This window comes from Burkholderiales bacterium (assembly GCA_036262035.1).
GTDB lineage: Bacteria > Pseudomonadota > Gammaproteobacteria > Burkholderiales > SG8-41 > JAQGMV01.
In genome coordinates, this window is record DATAJS010000010.1 from 118,594 (window position 1) to 138,293 (window position 19,700).

At 66.5% G+C, this 19,700-nt stretch carries 22 protein-coding genes; 16 read left to right on the forward strand and 6 right to left on the reverse strand.

Annotated features, from left to right (window positions below):
• Positions 1-131 precede the first annotated feature (131 nt).
• From VHP37_08515 to VHP37_08580, 14 genes are all read left to right on the forward strand, one after another.
• On the forward strand, positions 132-518 hold the full coding sequence (locus tag VHP37_08515; GenBank protein HEX2826373.1) for an ATP synthase subunit I: 387 nt from the start codon (positions 132-134) through the stop codon (positions 516-518).
• A gap of 51 nt (positions 519-569) precedes the next feature.
• Positions 570-1,376, forward strand: a complete 807-nt coding sequence (gene atpB, locus VHP37_08520; GenBank protein HEX2826374.1) for a F0F1 ATP synthase subunit A — start codon at positions 570-572, stop codon at positions 1,374-1,376.
• Positions 1,377-1,430: 54 nt separating this feature from the next.
• The gene (gene atpE / locus VHP37_08525) at positions 1,431-1,694 is read left to right on the forward strand and encodes a F0F1 ATP synthase subunit C (GenBank protein ID HEX2826375.1); all 264 of its coding nucleotides are present in this window, start codon (positions 1,431-1,433) and stop codon (positions 1,692-1,694) included.
• 45 nt (positions 1,695-1,739) lie between these two features.
• Entirely contained in the window at positions 1,740-2,210 is a 471-nt protein-coding gene (locus tag VHP37_08530) for a F0F1 ATP synthase subunit B (GenBank protein HEX2826376.1), read from the forward strand.
• Positions 2,211-2,213: 3 nt separating this feature from the next.
• Entirely contained in the window at positions 2,214-2,750 is a 537-nt protein-coding gene (locus tag VHP37_08535) for a F0F1 ATP synthase subunit delta (GenBank protein HEX2826377.1), read from the forward strand.
• A gap of 16 nt (positions 2,751-2,766) precedes the next feature.
• The gene (atpA, locus tag VHP37_08540; GenBank protein ID HEX2826378.1) at positions 2,767-4,308 is read left to right on the forward strand and encodes a F0F1 ATP synthase subunit alpha; all 1,542 of its coding nucleotides are present in this window, start codon (positions 2,767-2,769) and stop codon (positions 4,306-4,308) included.
• Positions 4,309-4,433: 125 nt separating this feature from the next.
• On the forward strand, positions 4,434-5,321 hold the full coding sequence (gene atpG / locus VHP37_08545; GenBank protein ID HEX2826379.1) for a F0F1 ATP synthase subunit gamma: 888 nt from the start codon (positions 4,434-4,436) through the stop codon (positions 5,319-5,321).
• A gap of 31 nt (positions 5,322-5,352) precedes the next feature.
• Positions 5,353-6,750 carry a F0F1 ATP synthase subunit beta gene (gene atpD / locus VHP37_08550; protein HEX2826380.1) on the forward strand — a complete coding sequence of 466 codons (1,398 nt, stop codon included), beginning with the start codon at positions 5,353-5,355 and terminating at the stop codon, positions 6,748-6,750.
• A gap of 88 nt (positions 6,751-6,838) precedes the next feature.
• Entirely contained in the window at positions 6,839-7,264 is a 426-nt protein-coding gene (locus VHP37_08555; GenBank protein ID HEX2826381.1) for a F0F1 ATP synthase subunit epsilon, read from the forward strand.
• 148 nt (positions 7,265-7,412) lie between these two features.
• Positions 7,413-8,771 carry a bifunctional UDP-N-acetylglucosamine diphosphorylase/glucosamine-1-phosphate N-acetyltransferase GlmU gene (gene glmU / locus VHP37_08560; protein HEX2826382.1) on the forward strand — a complete coding sequence of 453 codons (1,359 nt, stop codon included), beginning with the start codon at positions 7,413-7,415 and terminating at the stop codon, positions 8,769-8,771.
• A 4-nt stretch (positions 8,772-8,775) separates the two neighbouring features.
• Positions 8,776-10,602 (forward strand): glutamine--fructose-6-phosphate transaminase (isomerizing), encoded by a 1,827-nt coding sequence (glmS, locus tag VHP37_08565; GenBank protein ID HEX2826383.1) that lies wholly within the window; start codon positions 8,776-8,778, stop codon positions 10,600-10,602.
• Between the two features lie 39 nt (positions 10,603-10,641).
• Entirely contained in the window at positions 10,642-11,058 is a 417-nt protein-coding gene (locus VHP37_08570) for a nuclear transport factor 2 family protein (GenBank protein ID HEX2826384.1), read from the forward strand.
• Positions 11,059-11,065: 7 nt separating this feature from the next.
• Entirely contained in the window at positions 11,066-12,499 is a 1,434-nt protein-coding gene (locus VHP37_08575; GenBank protein HEX2826385.1) for an amidase, read from the forward strand.
• Positions 12,496-12,759, forward strand: coding sequence for a hypothetical protein (locus VHP37_08580; protein ID HEX2826386.1), 264 nt, complete (start codon positions 12,496-12,498; stop codon positions 12,757-12,759). The genes VHP37_08575 and VHP37_08580 overlap by 4 nt, the downstream gene beginning before the upstream one ends.
• Here the strand turns inward: VHP37_08580 and VHP37_08585 are convergent.
• Positions 12,747-13,154, reverse strand: a complete 408-nt coding sequence (locus VHP37_08585) for a cupin domain-containing protein (GenBank protein HEX2826387.1) — start codon at positions 13,152-13,154, stop codon at positions 12,747-12,749. The genes VHP37_08580 and VHP37_08585 overlap by 13 nt on opposite strands.
• A gap of 53 nt (positions 13,155-13,207) precedes the next feature.
• Between VHP37_08585 and VHP37_08590 the strand changes: the two genes are divergently transcribed.
• Positions 13,208-14,170, forward strand: coding sequence for a tripartite tricarboxylate transporter substrate binding protein (locus VHP37_08590; protein ID HEX2826388.1), 963 nt, complete (start codon positions 13,208-13,210; stop codon positions 14,168-14,170).
• Positions 14,170-15,159 (forward strand): NAD(P)-dependent oxidoreductase, encoded by a 990-nt coding sequence (locus tag VHP37_08595; protein ID HEX2826389.1) that lies wholly within the window; start codon positions 14,170-14,172, stop codon positions 15,157-15,159. Before VHP37_08590 ends, VHP37_08595 begins: the two co-directional genes overlap by 1 nt.
• Here the strand turns inward: VHP37_08595 and VHP37_08600 are convergent.
• The 5 genes from VHP37_08600 to argS form a co-directional block, all read right to left on the reverse strand.
• The gene (locus tag VHP37_08600; protein HEX2826390.1) at positions 15,153-15,911 is read right to left on the reverse strand and encodes an SDR family oxidoreductase; all 759 of its coding nucleotides are present in this window, start codon (positions 15,909-15,911) and stop codon (positions 15,153-15,155) included. The genes VHP37_08595 and VHP37_08600 overlap by 7 nt on opposite strands.
• A gap of 19 nt (positions 15,912-15,930) precedes the next feature.
• The gene (locus VHP37_08605) at positions 15,931-16,584 is read right to left on the reverse strand and encodes a thiol:disulfide interchange protein DsbA/DsbL (protein HEX2826391.1); all 654 of its coding nucleotides are present in this window, start codon (positions 16,582-16,584) and stop codon (positions 15,931-15,933) included.
• On the reverse strand, positions 16,581-17,243 hold the full coding sequence (locus VHP37_08610) for a thiol:disulfide interchange protein DsbA/DsbL (protein ID HEX2826392.1): 663 nt from the start codon (positions 17,241-17,243) through the stop codon (positions 16,581-16,583). Before VHP37_08610 ends, VHP37_08605 begins: the two co-directional genes overlap by 4 nt.
• A 74-nt stretch (positions 17,244-17,317) precedes the next feature.
• A complete protein-coding gene (locus VHP37_08615) occupies positions 17,318-17,929 on the reverse strand; it encodes an SPOR domain-containing protein (GenBank protein HEX2826393.1) in 612 nt (203 codons plus the stop codon).
• A 9-nt stretch (positions 17,930-17,938) separates the two neighbouring features.
• On the reverse strand, positions 17,939-19,681 hold the full coding sequence (gene argS, locus VHP37_08620) for an arginine--tRNA ligase (GenBank protein HEX2826394.1): 1,743 nt from the start codon (positions 19,679-19,681) through the stop codon (positions 17,939-17,941).
• Positions 19,682-19,700: the final 19 nt, after the last annotated feature.

Below are 19,700 nucleotides of genomic sequence, written 5' to 3' on the forward strand. Positions count from 1 at the left end.
AAGTCCAATAGCAGCCACGCGCCGCCCGTCGTAGCGTATGCGCGCGAACCGGTCTTTCGCCGTACAGCCTTTTGACTAGCGTCGACGCAACCCCGTATAATTCCACGGTTTTATTGCGGGTGATAACGCGCGTGGCACTGCTGATCGAAGGCAGGCCGATCCGCACCGTCCTCAAGTGGCAGTGTTATGCGACTGCCGCGATCGCATTAATCGCCGGAATCCTGATGGGCTTGCCGGGCGCGCTCTCCGCGCTCCTCGGCGGTCTCGTCAACATCACGGCGGGTGCGGTATTCGGTGTGGTGGCGACGCACAGCAGGAAGCGCACCGCAGGCGAGGCGCTCATCGCGATGATGCGCGCCGAAGCGGGCAAGGTGGCCCTCATCGTCGTCCAGCTCTGGCTGGTTCTGGCGTACGTGAAGCCCCTGCTGCTCGCTCCGTTCTTCGGGACGTTCGTCCTCACGGTGATCTTCTTCAGCGCGGCGATCTTCGTGCGCGAGCGCGGACGCGGACGCAATTGAGCAGATGCAGCGGGCGGCACAGCAGGTAACAGCTAAAAAGCGGGATTCAAGATGGCGGCGGAACAAGCACTCACTCCGACTTCATACATCGGACACCACCTCACGTTTCAGAAGATCTCGTTCGGCGATTCGCCGTTCTGGGACCTCTACATCGACAGCCTCTTCACCTCGATCTTCCTCGGTATCGTCGCCTTCGGCTTCATGTGGCTCGTCGTGCGCAACGCCACCGCGGGCGTTCCGGGCAAGCGACAGGCCTTCGTCGAGCTCACGGTGAACTTCGTCGACGACCAGGTCAAAGGCATCTACCACGGCAGCCGTCACTTCATAACGCCGCTCGCGGTCACGGTGTTCGTGTGGGTGATCCTGATGAACGCGATGGACTTCCTGCCCGTCGACATCATGGCGCTGTTCTACGAGCACGTCCTGCATCAGCACAACTGGCGACAGGTGCCGACCGCCGACGTCAACACCACCTTCGCGCTCGCGCTGTCGGTGTGGGTGCTGATGATCTTCTACAGCATCAAGGTCAAAGGGATCGGCGGCTGGGTCCACGAGCTCTTCACGGCGCCCTTCGGCAAGAACCCGCTGCTGTGGCCGGCGAACTTCCTGTTCAACATGGTCGAGTACATCTCCAAGCCGCTCTCGCACAGCCTGCGTCTCTTCGGAAACATGTACGCGGGCGAGATCATCTTCCTGCTGCTCTGGCTGTGGGCTTCGACCAGCCTCTACGGCACGATCTTCGGCTCCGTGCTCGGCCTGGGCTGGGCGATCTTCCACATCCTGATCGTCGCGCTGCAGGCGTTCATTTTCATGATGCTCACGATCGTCTATCTGTCGATGGCCCACGAAAGCCACTGACGCGTTTCAAAACCAACCCGCTCGAAAGTAACGAAAGGAAAGAAGATGGAAAAGATGCAACTTCTGGCCATGATCCAGGCTTACACCAGCATCGGGATCGGCCTCATGATCGGTCTCGGCGCCGCCGGCGCGTGTATCGGCATCGGCATCATGTGCTCGCGCTTCCTCGAAGCCGGCGCCCGCCAGCCCGAGCTCATCCCGGCGCTCCAGGCGAAAGTGTTCCTGCTCCTCGGCCTGATCGACGCGTCGTTCATCATCGGCGTCGGTCTCGCGATGCTGTTCGCGTTCGGCAACCCGCTGCTCGCCGTCGTCAGCTAATCACGAACCGCTTCGCGTCGCGATACGGCGGCGCGTGAGGACGCTATGAACATCAATCTCACATTGCTCGCGCAGGCCATCACCTTCGCGCTCTTCATCTGGTTCACCGCCAAGTTCGTGTGGCCGCATCTCGCCAACGCGATCGACGCGCGCCAGAAGCAGATCGCCGAAGGGCTCGCGGCCGCCGAGCGCGGCAAGCAGGACCTGCAGCAGGCCGCGGTGCGCACCGAGGCGATGCTCAAGGAAGCGCGCGACAAGGCGCAGGAGATCATGGCGCAGGCCGAGAAGCGGGCGAGCCAGATCGTCGAGGAAGCCAAGCTCGCCGCGAACGAAGAAGGCTCGCGCCTCGTCGCCGCCGCCAAGGCCGAGATCGACCAGGAAGTCTCGCGCGCCCGCGAGTCGCTGCGTCAGCAGGTCGCCTCGCTCGCCGTCGCCGGCGCGGAGCAGATCCTGCGCCGCGAGGTCGATCAGAAGACGCACGCGGACCTGCTCGCCAGCGTGCAGAGCCAGCTCTAAGCCATGGCCGAGCTCGCAACCATCGCCCGGCCCTACGCCGAAGCGGCGTTCAGGATCGCGCTCGAGAGCAACGATCTCACGCGCTGGTCGGACACGCTGGCGCTGCTCGACGCGGCGGTCTCCGACGAGAGCCTCGCCTCGCGCCTCCACGATCCCAACGTGTCCGACACGGCGCTCGAAAGCGTCCTGCTCGGCGCGTTCGGCGAGCGCCTCGACGGCCCCGGCCGCAACTTCGTGCAGGTGCTGATCGCCAACGGCAGGCTCGGGCTCGTCGGCGAGATCCGCGCCCAGTACGAGGAGCTCAGGCGCGAGCACGAAGGCGTGCTCGAAGCGCGCATCGTCTCGGCCATGCCGATCGACGACGCGCAGGTGCGCCCGCTCGTCTCGGCCCTGGAAGCCAAATACAAGCGTCGCGTGAACGTCGCGGTCGAAGTCGACCCCGCGCTCATCGGCGGCGCCCGCATCCTCGTCGGCGACAAGGTCATCGACGCCACGGTGCGCGGACGGCTCGACGCGATGCGCGCCGCGCTCGCGCACTAACGTTAGGGAGTAAAGCATGCAACTCAATCCTTCCGAGATCAGCGAGCTCATCAAGAGCCGGATTCAGAACCTCGGCGGCACGATCGAAGCGCGTACGCAGGGCACGGTGATCTCGGTCACCGACGGTATCTGCCGCATCCACGGGCTCGCCGACGTCATGGCGGGCGAGATGCTCGAGTTCCCCGGCAACACCTTCGGCCTCGCGCTCAACCTCGAGCGCGACTCGGTGGGCGCGGTGGTGCTCGGCGAGTACGAGCACATCACCGAAGGCGACATCGTCAAGACGACCGGCCGCATTCTCGAAGTGCCCGTCGGAACCGAGCTGATCGGCCGCGTGGTCGACGCCCTCGGCCAGCCGATCGACGGCAAGGGCCCGGTCAACGCCAAGATGACCGACGTCATCGAGAAAGTGGCGCCGGGCGTGATCGCGCGTAAGTCGGTGTCGCAGCCGGTGCAGACCGGCCTGAAGGCGATCGACTCGATGGTGCCGATCGGCCGCGGCCAGCGCGAGCTGATCATCGGCGACCGCCAGACCGGCAAGACCGCGGTGGCCGTCGACGCGATCATCAACCAGAAGGGCAAGGACCTGATCTGCGTGTACGTCGCGGTCGGCCAGAAAGCCTCGACGATCAAGAACGTGATCCGCAAGCTCGAAGAGCACGGCGCGATGGATTACACCATCGTCGTCGCCGCCTCGGCTTCGGACTCGGCCGCGATGCAGTACATCGCCCCCTACTCCGGCTGCACCATGGGCGAGTACTTCCGCGACCGCGGCCAGGACGCCCTCATCATCTACGACGACCTGACCAAGCAGGCGTGGGCGTATCGCCAGATCTCGCTGCTGCTGCGCCGACCCCCGGGCCGCGAAGCGTATCCCGGCGACGTGTTCTACCTCCACTCGCGCCTGCTCGAGCGCGCCGCGCGCGTGAACGAGGAATACGTCGAGAAGTTCACCAAGGGCGAAGTCAAGGGCAAGACCGGCTCGCTCACCGCGCTGCCCGTCATCGAGACGCAGGCCGGCGACGTGACCGCGTTCGTGCCGACCAACGTGATCTCGATCACCGACGGCCAGATCTTCCTGGAGACCGACCTCTTCAACGCCGGTATCCGTCCCGCGATCAACGCCGGCATCTCGGTGTCGCGAGTCGGCGGCGCGGCTCAGACCAAGGTCATCAAGAAGCTCGGCGGCGGCGTGCGTCTGGCGCTCGCGCAGTATCGCGAGCTCGCGGCCTTCGCGCAGTTCGCGTCCGACCTCGACGAAGCCACCCGCAAGCAGCTCGAGCGCGGCCGCATGGTCACCGAGCTCATGAAGCAGCCGCAGTACGAGCCGCTCCAGGTCTGGGAGATGGCGCTGACGCTGTTCGCGGTGAACAACGGCTACTTCGACGACATCGACGTCAAGAAAGCGCTGTCGGCCGAGAAGTCGATGCGCGACTACGTCAAGGGCAAGTACGGCGATCTCGTGCAGCGCATCGAGGACACCAAGGACCTGTCGAAGGACGACGAGGACAAGCTGCAGGCGGCGATGAAGGACTGGAAACAGAGCGCGACGTTCTAAACAGCTCGTCATTCCGGACGCGCCGACGGCGCGATCCGGAATCCATTTTGACCTCAACAATGGATCCCCGCCTTCGCGGGGATGACGTTCCGGGCGTCGCCCGTCACGTCAATTAAGGAACAGCAATGCCTGGATCCAAAGAGATCCGCACCAAGATCAAGAGCGTGCAGAACACGCGCAAGATCACCAAGGCGATGGAGATGGTCGCCGCGTCCAAGATGCGCCGTGCGCAGGAGCGCATGCGCATGGCGCGTCCGTACGGCGAGAAGATCCGCAACATCGCCGCGCACATCAGCCACGCCAACCCCGAGTACCGCCATCCGTTCCTGACCGACAAGGACACGGTCAAGCGCATCGGCATCATCGTGGTCACCGCCGACAAGGGCCTGTGCGGCGGTCTCAACACCAACGTGCTGCGCCTCGCCCTCAACAAGATCCGCGAGTGGGAAGGCGAGGGCGAGCAGATCGACGCGTGCGCGATCGGCAGCAAGGGGCTCGGCTTCCTCCAGCGCCTCGGCGCGAACGTGATCTCCCACGTCACCGGCATCGGCGACCGTCCGCAGATGGACAAGCTGATCGGCGCGGTGAAGGTGATGCTCGACGGTTACATCGAGAACCGCTTCGACCGCCTCGTGATCTTCTACACGCGCTTCATCAACACGATGAAGCAGGAGCCGGTGATGGAGCAGCTCCTGCCGCTCTCCACCGAGCAGATCGCGGTGTCGCAGGAAGCCGCGGCCGCGACGCCCACCGGGGCATGGGATTACATCTACGAGCCGGATGCGGGGCTCGTGCTCGAAGAGACGCTGAAGCGCTACATCGAGGCGCTCATCTACCAGGCGGTCGCGGAGAACATGGCCTCCGAGCAGTCGGCGCGGATGGTGGCGATGAAAGCGGCGTCGGACAACGCCGGCAACGTCATCGACGAGCTCACGCTGGTCTACAACAAGTCGCGCCAGGCATCGATCACGAAGGAGCTTTCGGAGATCGTGGGCGGCGCGGCCGCGGTTTAAACGAATACAGCACAGTCAGGACTACCTACATATGGCACAAGCTCAGACAGCAGGCACGATCGTCCAGTGCATCGGCGCCGTCATCGACGTCGAATTCCCGCGCAACGCGATGCCCCGCGTTTTCGACGCGCTCCGCCTCGACGCCGAGGACTCGCAGCTCACCCTCGAAGTGCAGCAGCAGCTCGGCGACGGCGTGGTGCGCACCATCGCCCTCGGCTCCACCGACGGCCTGCGCCGCGGGCTGAAAGTGGTCAGCACCGGCGCGCCGATCTCGGTGCCGGTGGGCGCCAAGACCCTTGGCCGCATCATGGACGTGCTCGGCCGCCCGATCGACGAGAAAGGCGACATCGGCGCCGAGAAGACCGCGTCGATCCACCGCAAGGCGCCCGAGTTCGACGAGCTCGCGCCTTCGCAGGACCTGCTCGAGACCGGCATCAAGGTTATCGACCTGGTCTGCCCGTTCGCCAAGGGCGGTAAGGTCGGCCTGTTCGGCGGCGCCGGCGTGGGCAAGACCGTGAACATGATGGAGCTGATCCGCAACATCGCGATCGAGCACTCGGGCTACTCGGTGTTCGCCGGCGTCGGCGAGCGCACCCGCGAGGGCAACGACTTCTATCACGAGATGACCGAGTCGAACGTTCTCGACAAGGTGGCGCTGGTCTACGGCCAGATGAACGAACCGCCCGGCAACCGCCTGCGCGTCGCGCTGACCGGCCTCACCATGGCGGAGTACTTCCGCGATGAAGGCCGCGACGTGCTGTTCTTCGTCGACAACATCTACCGCTACACCCTCGCCGGCACCGAAGTGTCCGCGCTGCTCGGCCGGATGCCCTCGGCGGTGGGTTACCAGCCGACCCTGGCGGAAGAGATGGGCCGTCTCCAGGAGCGCATCACCTCGACCAAGACCGGCTCGATCACCTCGATCCAGGCGGTGTACGTGCCCGCGGACGACCTGACCGACCCCTCGCCGGCGACGACCTTCGGTCACCTCGACTCGACGATCGTGCTGTCGCGAGACATCGCGGCGCTCGGCATCTACCCCGCGGTGGATCCGCTCGATTCGACCTCGCGCCAGCTCGACCCGCACGTCGTGGGCGAGGAGCACTACGAAGTCGCGCGCGCGGTGCAGTCGACGCTCCAGCGCTACAAGGAGCTGCGCGACATCATCGCGATTCTCGGCATGGACGAGCTCTCGCCCGAGGACAAGCTCGCGGTGTCCCGCGCCCGGAAAATCCAGCGCTTCCTGTCGCAGCCGTTCTTCGTCGCGGAAGTGTTCACCGGGTCGCCCGGTAAATACGTCTCGCTCAAGGACACGATCAAGGGCTTCAAGATGATCGTGAACGGCGAGTGCGACGCTCTCCCCGAGCAGGCCTTCTACATGGTCGGCGCGATCGAGGAAGCGTTCGAGAAAGCGAAGACCCTTCAGTGAAACGTGAAAAGTGAAATGTGAAACGTGGACCTGACGCGGACCTCGAATCCGTTTCACGTTTCACGTTTTACGTTTCACCTCGAAAGCCATGGCAACTAATACCATCCACGTGGACGTCGTCAGCGCCGAAGAGTCGATCTACTCGGGCGAGGCGGAATTCGTCGTGCTGCCGGGTGAAGGCGGCGAGCTCGGGATCTATCCGCGCCACACCCCCCTCATGACCCGCATCCGCGCGGGGCAGGTGCGCATCAAGCCGGCGGGCGGCGGTGCCGAAGAGCTGATCTTCGTCGCGGGCGGCATCCTGGAAGTCCAACCCAAAGCGATCACCGTGCTCGCCGACACGGCGATCCGCGGTCACGACCTCGATGAGGCGAAGGCGCTCGAAGCCAAGCGCCACGCCGAGGAGGCGATGGCGAACCGCTCCGGCAAGCTCGAGATCGCGAGGGCGCAGGCGGAGCTCGCGACCGCGGTCGCGCAGCTCGCGGCGATCCAGAAGCTGCGCGGTCGGCGCTGAGCGTCGTCAAGCTCGCGTTCGTGCGATATCTCACGAACGTCGCACGGAAAGGCGGCCGCAGGGCCGCCTTTTTGCATTTCCAGAGCGGCACAAGTGCGCTGTCCCCGGCAGGTCCACATAGACCCTATGAGATAATTTCCAGATGGCCGTGAACGTCGTCATCCTTGCCGCGGGTCAGGGCAAGCGCATGCATTCGCAACTGCCCAAGGTGCTTCATCCGCTGGCGGGCAGGCCGATGATCGAGCACGTGATCGCGGCCGCCGACGTGCTCGCGCCGCGGCAGGTGTGCGTGGTTTACGGCCACGGCGGTGAACGGGTGCGCGAAGCGCTCGCCCGGCCCGAGCTCGCTTTTGCGCGGCAGGAGCCTCAGCTCGGCACCGGGCACGCGGTTCAGCAGGCGCTGCCGGTCCTGAGCGATGCCGACGTCACCGTCGTGTTGTACGGCGACGTTCCGCTGATTCGCGGCGAGACCTTGAAGCGGCTCGTCGCCGACGCGCGCGACGGCGTCGCGGTGCTCACCGCGACGCTCGACGATCCGTTCGGTTACGGCCGCATCATCCGCAGGCAGGACGGCCGCGTCGCCGCGATCGTCGAGGAGAAGGACGCTTCGCAAGCCCAGCGCGCGATCCGCGAGATCAACACCGGGCTCATGGCGCTGCCGACGGCCAAGCTCGAGCGCTGGCTCGGGCGGCTGGAGAACAACAACGCGCAGCGCGAGTACTATCTCACCGATGTGGTGAAGCTCGCTCAGGGCGACGGCGTGCCGGTGGTCGCGGTCGAGGTCGCCGATACCGCCGAGACGCTGGGCGTGAACAGCCGCGCGCAGCTCGCGCAACTCGAGCGCATCTACCAGCGTGCGTGCGCCGACCGCCTGCTCGAAAAAGGCGTCGCGCTCGCCGACCCGGCGCGCATCGACGTGCGCGGCTCCCTCACCTGCGGCGCGGACGTGTATATCGACGTCAACTGCGTCTTCGAAGGCACGGTGAGCCTCGCCGACGGCGTCAGCATCGGACCGAATTGCGTGATCAAGGACGTCTCGATCGCACCCGGCACCAGGGTCGAAGCGTTCTGCCATCTCGATTCGGCCGCGATCGGCGCCAACTGCAAGCTCGGTCCTTACGCGCGCATCCGTCCCGGGACGCGGCTCGCCGAGGACGTGCACATCGGCAACTTCGTGGAAGTGAAGGCGAGCGAGATCGCGACCGGCTCGAAAGCGAACCACCTCGCGTATATCGGCGACAGCAGCGTCGGGCGCAACGTCAACGTCGGCGCAGGCACCATCACGTGCAACTACGACGGCGCCAACAAGCATCGCACGATCATCGAGGACGACGTGTTCATCGGCTCCGACACGCAGCTCGTCGCGCCGGTGACGGTGCGCAAAGGCGCGACCATAGGCGCAGGCGCGACGATCACGCGCGAAGTGCCCGAGGGCGCGCTCGCGCTCACGCGGGTGAAGCAATCGACCATCGAGGGCTGGAAGCGGCCCGTGAAGAAAAAGGCCTGACGCTATGTGCGGCATCGTGGGCGCCATCGCGCGCCGTAACGTCGTTCCCATCCTGCTCGAAGGCCTGAAGCGGCTCGAATATCGCGGCTACGATTCGGCGGGCATCGCCGTGGTGAACGGCAGCCTCAAGCGGCTGCGCAGCACCGGCCGCGTGGCCGAGCTTTCGAAGCGCGCCGAGACCGACAAGCTCGACGGCCCCGTCGGCATCGCGCACACGCGCTGGGCGACGCACGGCGTGCCTTCGGAGCGCAACGCGCACCCGCACGTGTCGGGCGGCATCTCGGTCGTGCACAACGGCATCATCGAGAACCACGAAGAAGTGCGCTCGCGGCTGCAGCGCGAGGGCTACGTCTTCGCTTCGGACACCGATACCGAGGTGATCGCTCACCTCATCCATTCCAAGCTGAAAGACGGCGCCGCTCTGCTCGAAGGCACGCGTCAGGCGGTGGGCGAGCTCACCGGCGCGTACGCGATCGCGGTCGTCGACGAGAAAGACCCGAGCCGCCTCGTCGTCGCGCGCATGGGCGCGCCGCTGCTCCTCGGCCTCGGCCAGGGCGAGAACTTCGCGGCCTCCGACGCATCCGCGCTGGTGCAGGTCACGCAAAACGTCGTCTATCTCGAAGAGGGCGACCTCGCCGAGATCACCCTCGACCGCGCGCGCGTCGTCGACACCGACGGCCGCGACGTCGAGCGCCCGGTGCACGTCTCCAGCCTGACCTCCGCCGAGGTGGAGCTGGGGCAATACAAGCACTACATGCAGAAGGAGATTTTCGAGCAGCCGATGGCGGTGGCGAACACGCTCGAGCTCGTGGTCAACGCGCGCGGCGTGACGCCGCAGCTCTTCGGAGCGGATGCCGAGCGCGTCCTGAAAGAAGTCGACAGCGTGCTCATCCTCGCGTGCGGTACGAGCTATCACGCGGGCATGGTCGCCAAGTACTGGCTCGAGTCGCTGGCGTGTATCCCGTGCAACGTCGAGATCGCGAGCGAGTACCGCTACCGCGAGTCGGTGCCGAACCCGAAGGCGCTGGTCGTGACGATCTCACAGTCGGGCGAGACCGCCGACACGCTCGCGGCGCTCGCGCATGCGAAGTCCCTCGGCCACCAGTACACCCTCACGATCTGCAACGCGCCGGAGTCGGCGCTGGTGCGCCAGTCGCAGCTGCGCTTCCTCACCCGCGCGGGTCCCGAGATCGGGGTCGCGTCGACCAAGGCGTTCACCACGCAGCTCGCGGCGCTGGTGCTGCTCACGATGACGCTCGCCAAGCTGCGCGGGCGCCTGACCGGCGAGCGCGAGACGCAGCTCATGCACTCGCTGCGCCACCTGCCGGCGGCGCTCACGCACGTGCTCGGCTGCGAGCCGGCCGTCGAAAAGTGGGCCGCACGGTTCGCGTCGCGCGACGACGCCCTCTTCCTCGGCCGCGGCATCCACTATCCGATCGCCATGGAAGGCGCGCTGAAGCTCAAGGAGATCTCGTACATCCACGCCGAGGCGTATGCCGCAGGAGAGCTCAAGCACGGGCCGCTCGCGCTGGTCGACAAGAACATGCCGGTGGTGGCGATCGCGCCCAAGGACGCGCTGTTCGAGAAGCTCAAGTCGAACCTGCAGGAAGTGCGCGCGCGCGGCGGCGAGCTCTACGTGTTCGCGGACGCGAACGCGGGGCTCACCGGCAGCGAAGGCGTCGAGGTGATCACGATGCCCGATCACGCGGGCATCCTCTCCCCCATCCTGCACACCATCCCGCTGCAGCTTCTCGCCTATCACGTGGCGCTGCACAAAGGGACGGACGTCGACAAGCCCCGCAACCTCGCCAAGTCGGTGACGGTCGAATAACTCCGCTACACTGCGTACTCCGCTTCGCACGGAGTACGCATGAGCACGCTCACCGTATCGCCCGAGGAATACGTCGAGATCGTCAATCTCTACGCGGCCTACAACCTGACGAGCGACGCCGGCGACGCGGAAGGCTACGCCGACTGCTTCATGGAGAACGGCGAGCATCACGGCACGTACGACGTGTACGGCCGCGCGGCGCTGATCGAATACAAGAAAGCCGACAAGGCCAAGCGCACCCATCTGTGGCGCCGTCACTGGAACGGCAGCCTGCACCTCGAGAAGATCGACGCCGGTACGATTCGCGGGCGCTGCTACTTCTTCGGCTACAACGGCGAGCCCGGCAGCCCGCCGACCATGACCCACGGCGGCGTCTACACCGACCTCATCCGCAAGGAAAACGGCCGCTGGAAGTTCGCCGAGCGGCGCATCGCGTTCGACTTCCCGTCGAAGTAGGCGCCGCATGGACGCGATCGAGAAGCCGTCCGCCGCAGCCGAAGGCATCGAGTATGCGAGCGTCGCCGAGCTCCATCGGCTGTATCGCGCGAAGAAGCTCTCCCCGGTCGAGGTCGTGAAGGCGCTGCACGCGCGCATCGACCGGTACGAGCCCTCGCTGCACGCGTTCGTGACGCCCTCGCCCGAGATCGCGCTCGAGCGCGCCCGCGCGTCCGAAGGCCGCATGGTGCGGGGCCAGCTGCTCGGTCCGCTCGACGGCATACCTTACGGTCTCAAGGACGTGATCGAGACCGCGGGACTGCGCACCACCGGCCAATCGAAGATCCTCGAGCACCACGTCCCCGCGCACGACGCATTCGTCGAAGCACGGATGAAAAGCGGCGGCGCGGTGCTGATGGGCAAGCTCACCACCTACGAGTTGGCTCACGGCGGACCGTCGTGGGACCTGCCGTGGCCGCCGGCGATGAACCCGTGGAAGCAAGGCTATCTGCCCGGCGGCACGAGCAGCGGCCCCGGCGCGGCGCTCGCCGCCGGCTTTCTGCCCGCTGCGATCGGCACCGATACCGGCGGCTCGATCCGCATGCCGGCCGCCTCGTGCGGCATCGCCGGCGTGAAGCCGACCTACGGCCTCGTCAGCCGGCGCGGCGTGCTGCCGAACACCTATTCCTTCGACGCCTGCGGTCCCATGGCGCGCAGCGTCGAAGACGCGGCGATGATGCTGGGCGTCATGGCCGGCTACGATGCGCAGGACATCAGCAGCGTGCAGCGCCCCGCCGCCGATTACGTACGCGATCTCGACGCCGGCCTCAAAGGCGTGCGCATCGGCTGGGTGCGCCACTGGTACGACGGGGACCCGACGTGCCACCCGGATATCCCGCCGGCGATGAACGCTGCCATGGAAACGCTGCGAGCGGCCGGCGCGATCGTCGAAGAGATCGAGCTCTCCGACCTCCTCGTCTACCAGGATTGCAAGACCACGATCTCGATCACCGAGATGTTCAGCGCCTACGAGCACGAGTTCAGGACACGGCCGCAGGACTTCGGCACGATGTTCCGCAACAAGGTGCTGCCCGGCGCGCTGATCCGCGCCGAAGACTACTTCCAGGCGCTGCGCCAGCGCACATGGCTGTGCGAGGAGCTCGCGCGCGCTTTCGCCGAATACGACGTGCTGGCGAGCGCCGGCTGGATGACGGTCGCCGAGAAAGCGAAACCCGACAAGCTCGACAAGTTCCTGCGCCCGCCCAACATCACGACGCCTTTCAACATCGGCGGGCAGCCCGCGATGAACCTCCCGTGCGGCATGAGCGCCGAAGGCCTGCCGATCAGCCTCCAGCTCGCCGCGCGCCACTTCGACGAAGCGCTGACGTTCCGCGTGGGCCACGCGTACCAGCGCGAGACCGACTGGCATACGCGCCGTCCGAGCGAAGGGCTGACGCAATGACCAAATCGTTCGTGAGACCGAATCCCGCGTCGCAGACGCTCAAGGAGCTGCCGCCGTCGAGCCGCGACGAGATACGCGGCATGGCGCGGGCGGCCGGGCTCGATCTCCCCGGGAAGCTCATGGAAGAGCTGTGCGATTCGTATCCGGCGTTCGAGGCGATGGTGAGACGCCTGCCGCGCGCGCGGCCGCGGTCAGACGAGCCCGCGCACGTCGCCGACGTCGAGCGCCTGGGCTCGACGCCGGGGCATCATTCGGGATAGCTTTTCCGCAGCTCTTCGGCGCTCTTGGAGAGGCCGTAGACGTCGAGGATCTCGGTCTCCTCAGAGAGGATCTCGAACATGTGCACCGCTTTGGCTGGGATATGGACGATAGCGCCCGCCTGCGCGATGCGTTCGGTGCCGTCCATCGTCACCTTGACGCCGCCGCGCAGGATCATCGAGACCTGTTCCGCATCGTGTGCGTGCGGCTTGCCGCGCGAGTTCGCTTTCACGATCACGCGCGTGAGCACCACGTTGTCGCCGACCCACGTCTTGCGCACCGTGCCGGTGTGCGTCGACACCATCGGATCCGCGACCGTCTCGGCGGGAATGCTCTCCCACTCGGTGATCATCGGCGTCCCGCCGCGCTGACTCTCCACCCAGTCGCAATAGTCCATTGCATGCTCCGCATGATCGTCTTCCACAAATTCTACTGAACGAGGAGAACCGGATGAGACGAGTTTTCGTATCGATGCTGCTGGCCTGCGGGTGCGGCCTTGCCGCCGCCCAGGAGGGCTTTCCGAACCGGCCGCTGCGCCTGGTGCTGTCGGTGCCGCCCGGCGGCGCGGCGGATTATATCGGCCGCATCGTGGCGGCCAAGCTGTCCGAATCGCTGGGGCAGAACGTGGTGATCGAGAGCCGCCCCGGCGCCGGCGGCATCGTCGCGTCGGTGTACGTGAGCGGCGCGACCGCCGACGGTCACACGCTCTATCTTTCGTCGAGCACGACCCACGGCGCCGCGCCGGTCCTCTACAAGAAGCTCCCGTACGACGCGATCAGGGGTTTCACCCACATCTCGCTGGTCGTGGTGATGCCCGCGATGATGGCGGTGCACGCCGACGTGCCGGCGAAGACGGTGAAGGAATTCATCGCGCTCGCCAAGGCCAAGCCCAAGTTCTATCGCTTTCCTTCGTCGGGCAACGGCAGCGTGCCGCACCTGTTCGGCGAGCAGTTCAACATCGTCACCGGCACCCAGCTCGTGCACGTGCCCTATAAAGGCAGCGGCCCGGCGGTGGTCGGCTTCGTGTCCGGCGAAGGCCACGTCATGTGGGACGGCCTGCCGTCGCTGATCGGCCAGATCAAGGCGGGCCGGCTGCGCGCCATGGCGGCGATGCACGACAAGCGCTTCGCGATCTTTCCCGACGTGCCGACCGCGGCAGAGGCGGGCCTGAAAGGGATGGAAGGCGGCATCTGGTACGGGTTGTCGGCCCCGCCGGGGCTGGCGCGGCCGCTGGTGGATCGCCTCAACAGGGAAGTCGCCAAGGTCGATGCGCAGCCCGACGTGCAGGAGCGCTTTGCGACCGTCGGCGGCTACGCCACACCGACCACGCCGGCCGGCTACGTCGACTTCATCCTCAAGGAAAACCGCAAGTGGGGCGAGGTCGTGCGCATCTCCGGCGCGACGGTCGACTGATGGCGATCCTGGTCACGGGCGGCGCGGGGTTCGTCGGGCTCAACGTCGTCCGGGCGCTGCTCGAACGCGGCGACGAGGTGGTGCTGTTCGACAGCGGCGACCTGCCCCCGGGCGCGGAGCGCAGCTTAAGGCCGTGGCAACGCGCGCTCACCATCGAGCGCGGCAGCGTCGTCGACGCGGACGCGGTCACGGCGCTGCTCGCGCGCCGGCCCATCGATCGCGTGATCCACGCCGCGGCGATCACCTCGGGCCCGGTGCGCGAAGCGCGCGACCCGGCGGCAATCCTCGACGTGAACCTGCGCGGTGTGTTGAACGTGCTCGATGCATCGCGCAGGCATCGCGTGAAGCGCTTCGTCTACGTCGGCTCCGGGGCCGCGTACGGCGAGTCGCTGTATCGCCTGCCGCGGCTCTACGAAAGCACGCCGTCGACACCCACCACGCTCTACAGCATCACCAAGCACGCGGCGGAGCGTACGTGCATGCGCCTCGCGGCGCTGTGGAAGATCGACGTGGTCTGCGTACGCCTGGGCACGGTCATCGGTCCGTGGGAGCGCGACACCGGCGCGCGCGACAACTACGGCACGCACACCCAGCTCGCATCCCGCGCGGTCGCCGGCAGGACCGCCATCCTCACGCGCGAGGCCGTGCAGCGCGACTGGATCTACGCCCCCGATGTGGCGCAGGCGTTATCGCTGCTCGTGCATGCACCGGCGCTCGGGCACACGCTGTACAACGTGTCGTCGGGCGTGCCGTGGATCGATCCGATCCCGCGCTGGTGCGAGGCGCTCGCGCAGAGATATCCGCGCTTCGAGCACCGCACCGAGAGCGACGGCGAAGCGGCCAACATCTGGTACACCGACGTGAATCGCGGCCTGATGGACATCGGGCGCCTTCAAGCCGAAACCCGCTTCGTGCCCCACACCATGCAGGCCGCCTATGCGGCGTACCTCGACTGGATGGACGCCACGCCCGAGTTCTTCGGTCATTGACCGCGACGCGGCTTCCTCAGGGAGCGCGCCGCGAGCCGGTCGTAGAGCGCATCGGGCAATACGCGCATCAGCCGGGCGACGATCGCCATCTGCCACGGGATGACGCTGTAGGACGTCCCGCGCTCGATGCGCCGCGCGATCTTGGCGGCCGCCTGGTCCGCCGTCATCAGGAACGGCATGCGATAGGGATTGTGCGCGGTCATCGGCGTCGCGATGTACCCGGGCGAGACCGCGACGACGCGCACGCCGCTGCCGTGAAGCTCCACGCGCGTGCTTTCCAGGTACGAGATCGCGGCCGCTTTCGACGCCGAATACCCGCCCGAGCCCGGCAAGCCGCGATAACCCGCGACACTCGCGATGCCGGCCAGCGTTCCCGATCGCGCTTCGCGCATCGCCGCGACGAACGGCTGGAACGTGTTGGCCATGCCGATCACGTTGATGTCGACGATCTCGCGCAGCACGTCGAGGTCGGTTGCGATCGCGGCATCGGTGCCGACGCTGATGCCGGCGTTCGCGATGACGATGTCGGCGCCGCCGCAGCGCGCGAGAAAATCGGCCGCCGCGTCCTGCATCGCGGCGGCATTGCGTACGTCGACGGCGAAGACGTGCGAGGTGGCGGGAAGCTCCGCCGCCAATGCGGCGAGCGCATCGCGCCCGCGCGCGGCAAGGCCTAGAGTCGCACCATTATTTGCGTAATGCCGCGCGAGCGCGCGGCCGAGGCCTGAAGTCGCGCCGGTGATGAAGACCCGCACGGCGCGCCGGCGTGCGACGCTACGTCGCTTTGGGGCGCCGCTCGCGGGCGAGCCGCACCAGATCGTCGACGATGACGACGACGCCGGCGTAGCTCTCGCTCATCGAGGACGAAGTCACGTAGCGACCGTCGACGACGATCGAAGGCGTGCCTTCGATCTGGTAGCTGCGCGTCTGGGCGATCGCCTGCTCGACTTTCCTGGCGACTTCGGGCGCGTCGTACGCGGCGATGAACTTCGCCTTGTCGATGCCGTTCTGCACCGCCCATTCGGTCGCCGTGTCCGCGGAGTCGAGGCGCTTGCCCTCGGTGTGTATCGCCCGGTAGACGGCCTGATGCAGCCGCTCGAGCTCGTCCAGCGCTTCCAGCGTGTAGAAGAGCCGCGCGTGGGCGATCCAGCTCTGGCGGAAGATCGCGGGCACCCGGCGGAACTCGACGTCGGCCGGCTTTTTCCTCAGCCACTGCTCGAGGAAAGGCTGGAGCAGGTTGCAGTGCGGGCAGCCGTACCAGAAGAACTCGACGACCTCGATGCGAGGTCCGGCAGGGACCGGCTGGGGCGGGATGTCGCGGTATTCCACGCCCTGCCTGAGACGCGATTCACCGGCGTAGGCGGGCGCTCTCGCGAGCGCGAGGCCTGCGGCGGCTGCGATCAGGAGCTGCCGCCGCAGGGCGTTCACTTGCCGCCGCCCTTGCGCGACGTGGCGATGAGCTGGTCGAGCACCGCGAAGAACCGATTGAAGTCGACGTTGTTGCCGGTGCTCGTCATCGACGGGCCGGTGAGAAAGCGGCCGTTCACGACGATCGCTGGCGTGAACTCGACCGCATAGCGGCGCGACATGTCGTTCGAGAGCTTGGTGCGGCTCTGCACCGCGAACGAGTTGTATGCGTCGGTGAATTTCTTGCGATCGACACCCTTGCTCGCCGCCCAGTCCGCCATGGCCTTGGCATCCTGGAACTTCATGTTCTGCTGGTGCAGCGCCTTGAACACCTCGCCGTGCAGCTTGTCGACGAGGTTCATCGCTTCGAGCGTGTAGTACAGCTGCGCGTACGGCGCCCAGCTCGGATGGAACACCGTCGGCACGCGCTTGAACTCGACGTCGGCGGGCTTTTTCTTCAGCCACGCTTCGAGCGGCCCTTCCAGCGTCGCGCAATGCGGGCAGGCGTACGAGAAGAACTCGATCACCTCGACCTTCTTGGCGTTCTCGGTCGGCTGCGGCGGGGTGACCGGCACGTAATCCTTGCCGGCGACCGGCGCCTGGGCGAAGGCACCGGCAGAGACGAGAGAGAGCGTGATCGCTGCGGTGAAGGCGCGCAGCCAACGGGTGAAACCGTGCATACCTGAAGCTCCGTAAAAAGCGTTGTGAGAGCGGCGCCTTACCCGCGGCCGTCCGCGCTTGCTTCAAGCGCGGGTTACCGCTCCGGCTCCCGCGCTTTCACGAGAGTCGTCTGGACGCCGTTCTGCTTGAGAGCGTCGCGAGCGCGATTCAGTTCTTCGACGCTCGTATAAGGGCCCACGCGGACGCGATGCCACACGCCCTTGTCCGGGAGCGTGGTGGTCTCGATCGCGGCCTCGAAGCCCAGCAGCGCCAGCGTCGCCTTGAGATTGTCGGCGTCCGGCGCGTTCTGGAACGCGCCCGCCTGGAGGAAAAACGTTTCCTTGGCCCCAGGGGTTGACTTGGCGTCCTTGGCGGATTTTCCGGGAGGCGCTTCCTCGCCGCCGGGCAGCGTCTTGTAGAACGTGAAACGCGGCTCGTCTTCCGCCTTGCCCGGCGCTTTCTCCTCGGGTTTGGCGGCCTGCTGCGGTTGCTGCACCGGCAGGCCTTTCGGCGCTTCCATCTTCGCCGGCGGGCTGGGCGGCGCCGCGCGCGGCGTGAACGGGCTGGGCATCTTGTTGATGTACCACGCGACGCCGAGCGCGACGACGAGACCCAGCACGAGCCCTAACAGTAGCCCCACCAGCAGCGAGCTGCCGCTCTTGGCTTTCGCGCTCGCGCGCGGCTTGGCCTTGTAATCCTTGGACATCAGTCGATCTTACATTCTTTCGGGTGCGGAAACACCCAACAGGGCGAGGCCGTTACGCAGGACTTGCCGCACGGCGGTGCTGAGCGCGATGCGCGCGAGCGCGACGTCGGTCTCGGGCACGAGGATGCGCGTCGCGTTGTAATAACTGTGGAAGTCGCCCGCGAGCTCCTTGAGGTAGAACGCGATGAGGTGCGGCGCGAAATCGCGCGCGGCGTTCTGCACGACGTCGACGTACGCGCCGAGCTTCTCCAGCAGCGCGAGCTCGTGCTCCGAATCGAGCGGCGACAGATCGACGTCGGAGAGCCTGGACGCGTCGCCGCCCCACTGCTCGTGCAGGCTGCACACGCGCGCGTGCGCGTACTGGATGTAATAGACCGGGTTCTCGTTGGTCTGCGACTTCGCGAGATCGAGGTCGAAGTCGAGGTGCTGGTCGCTCTTCCTCATGACGTAGAAGAAGCGCGCGGCGTCGTTGCCCACTTCGCCGCGAAGCTCGCGCAGCGTGACGAACTCGCCCGCGCGCGTGGACATCGAGACCTTCTCGCCGCCGCGATAGAGCACCGCGAACTGCACCAGGGCGACGAGCAGGCGCTCGCGGTCGAGCCCCAGCGCTTCCAGCGCGCCTTTCACCCGCGGGATGTAACCGTGGTGGTCGGCGCCCCAGACGTCGATGGCGATGTCGAAGCGCTCGAGCTTGTTCGAGTGATAGGCGATGTCGGACGCGAAATAGGTGTACTGCCCGTTCTCGCGCTGCACGACGCGGTCTTTCTCGTCGCCGAAGGCGGTGGAGCGGAACCACTGTGCGCCGTCCTTCTCGTAGATCTGTCCGGCGTCTTTCAGATTCGCGACCGCTCGATCCACGGCGCGCGTCTCGTACAGCGAGCGCTCGGAGAACCACTCGTCGAACGTGACGCCGAATTCGGTGAGATCGTCGCGGCAGTCGTCGAGCTGCTCGTGCAGCGCGTAGCTGTGGATCGTCTCGTAGTCTTCGCCGAGGAGCTGCTTGGCGCGCGCGATGAGCGCATCGAGGTGTGCTTCCGCATCGGTCTCGGCGTCGGGAATCGACGACGTGACGTCGGCCGCCTTGCGCACGTAACGATCGCCGTGCTGCTGCGACAGCGCGAGCGCCATGTCCTTCACGTACGCGCCGCGATACGCGTTGGACGGAAAAGGCACGGTCTCGCCGGCCAGCTCGAGATAGCGCAGCCACGTCGAGGTCGCGAGGATGTCCATCTGCCGCCCGGCGTCGTTGACGTAGTACTCGCGCTGCACCGTGTAGCCCGCGGCATCGAGCACGTTCGCGAGGCTCGCGCCGAAGGCCGCGCCGCGGCCGTGTCCTACGTGCAGCGGTCCGGTCGGATTCGCCGAGACGAACTCGACCTGCACCTTTTTGCTCGCGCCCGACGTGCTGCGGCCGAAAGCAGCGCCGCTCGCCAGCACTTCCTTCACGACGAGTTGCTTGAACGCCTGCTTGAGAAAGAGGTTGATGAAGCCCGCACCGGCGACCTCGGCCTTGTCCAGATACGGGGACTGCGGCAGCGCCTCGACGATCGCCTGCGCGATCTCGCGCGGCGGCTTCTTGAGCGCGCGCGCGAGCTGCATCGCCACGTTGCATGCCCAGTCGCCGTGCTTGGCGTCCTTCGGGCGGTCGAGCACGAGCGGCGGGTGGTCGGTGCCGGGGAGCGCCTGGCGGAGCGCCTGCCCGATGAGATCGGCGCAGAACGCCTTGGCGTCGGTGGAACGGGCTTGAACCATGGGAATACGGGGAAGGAAG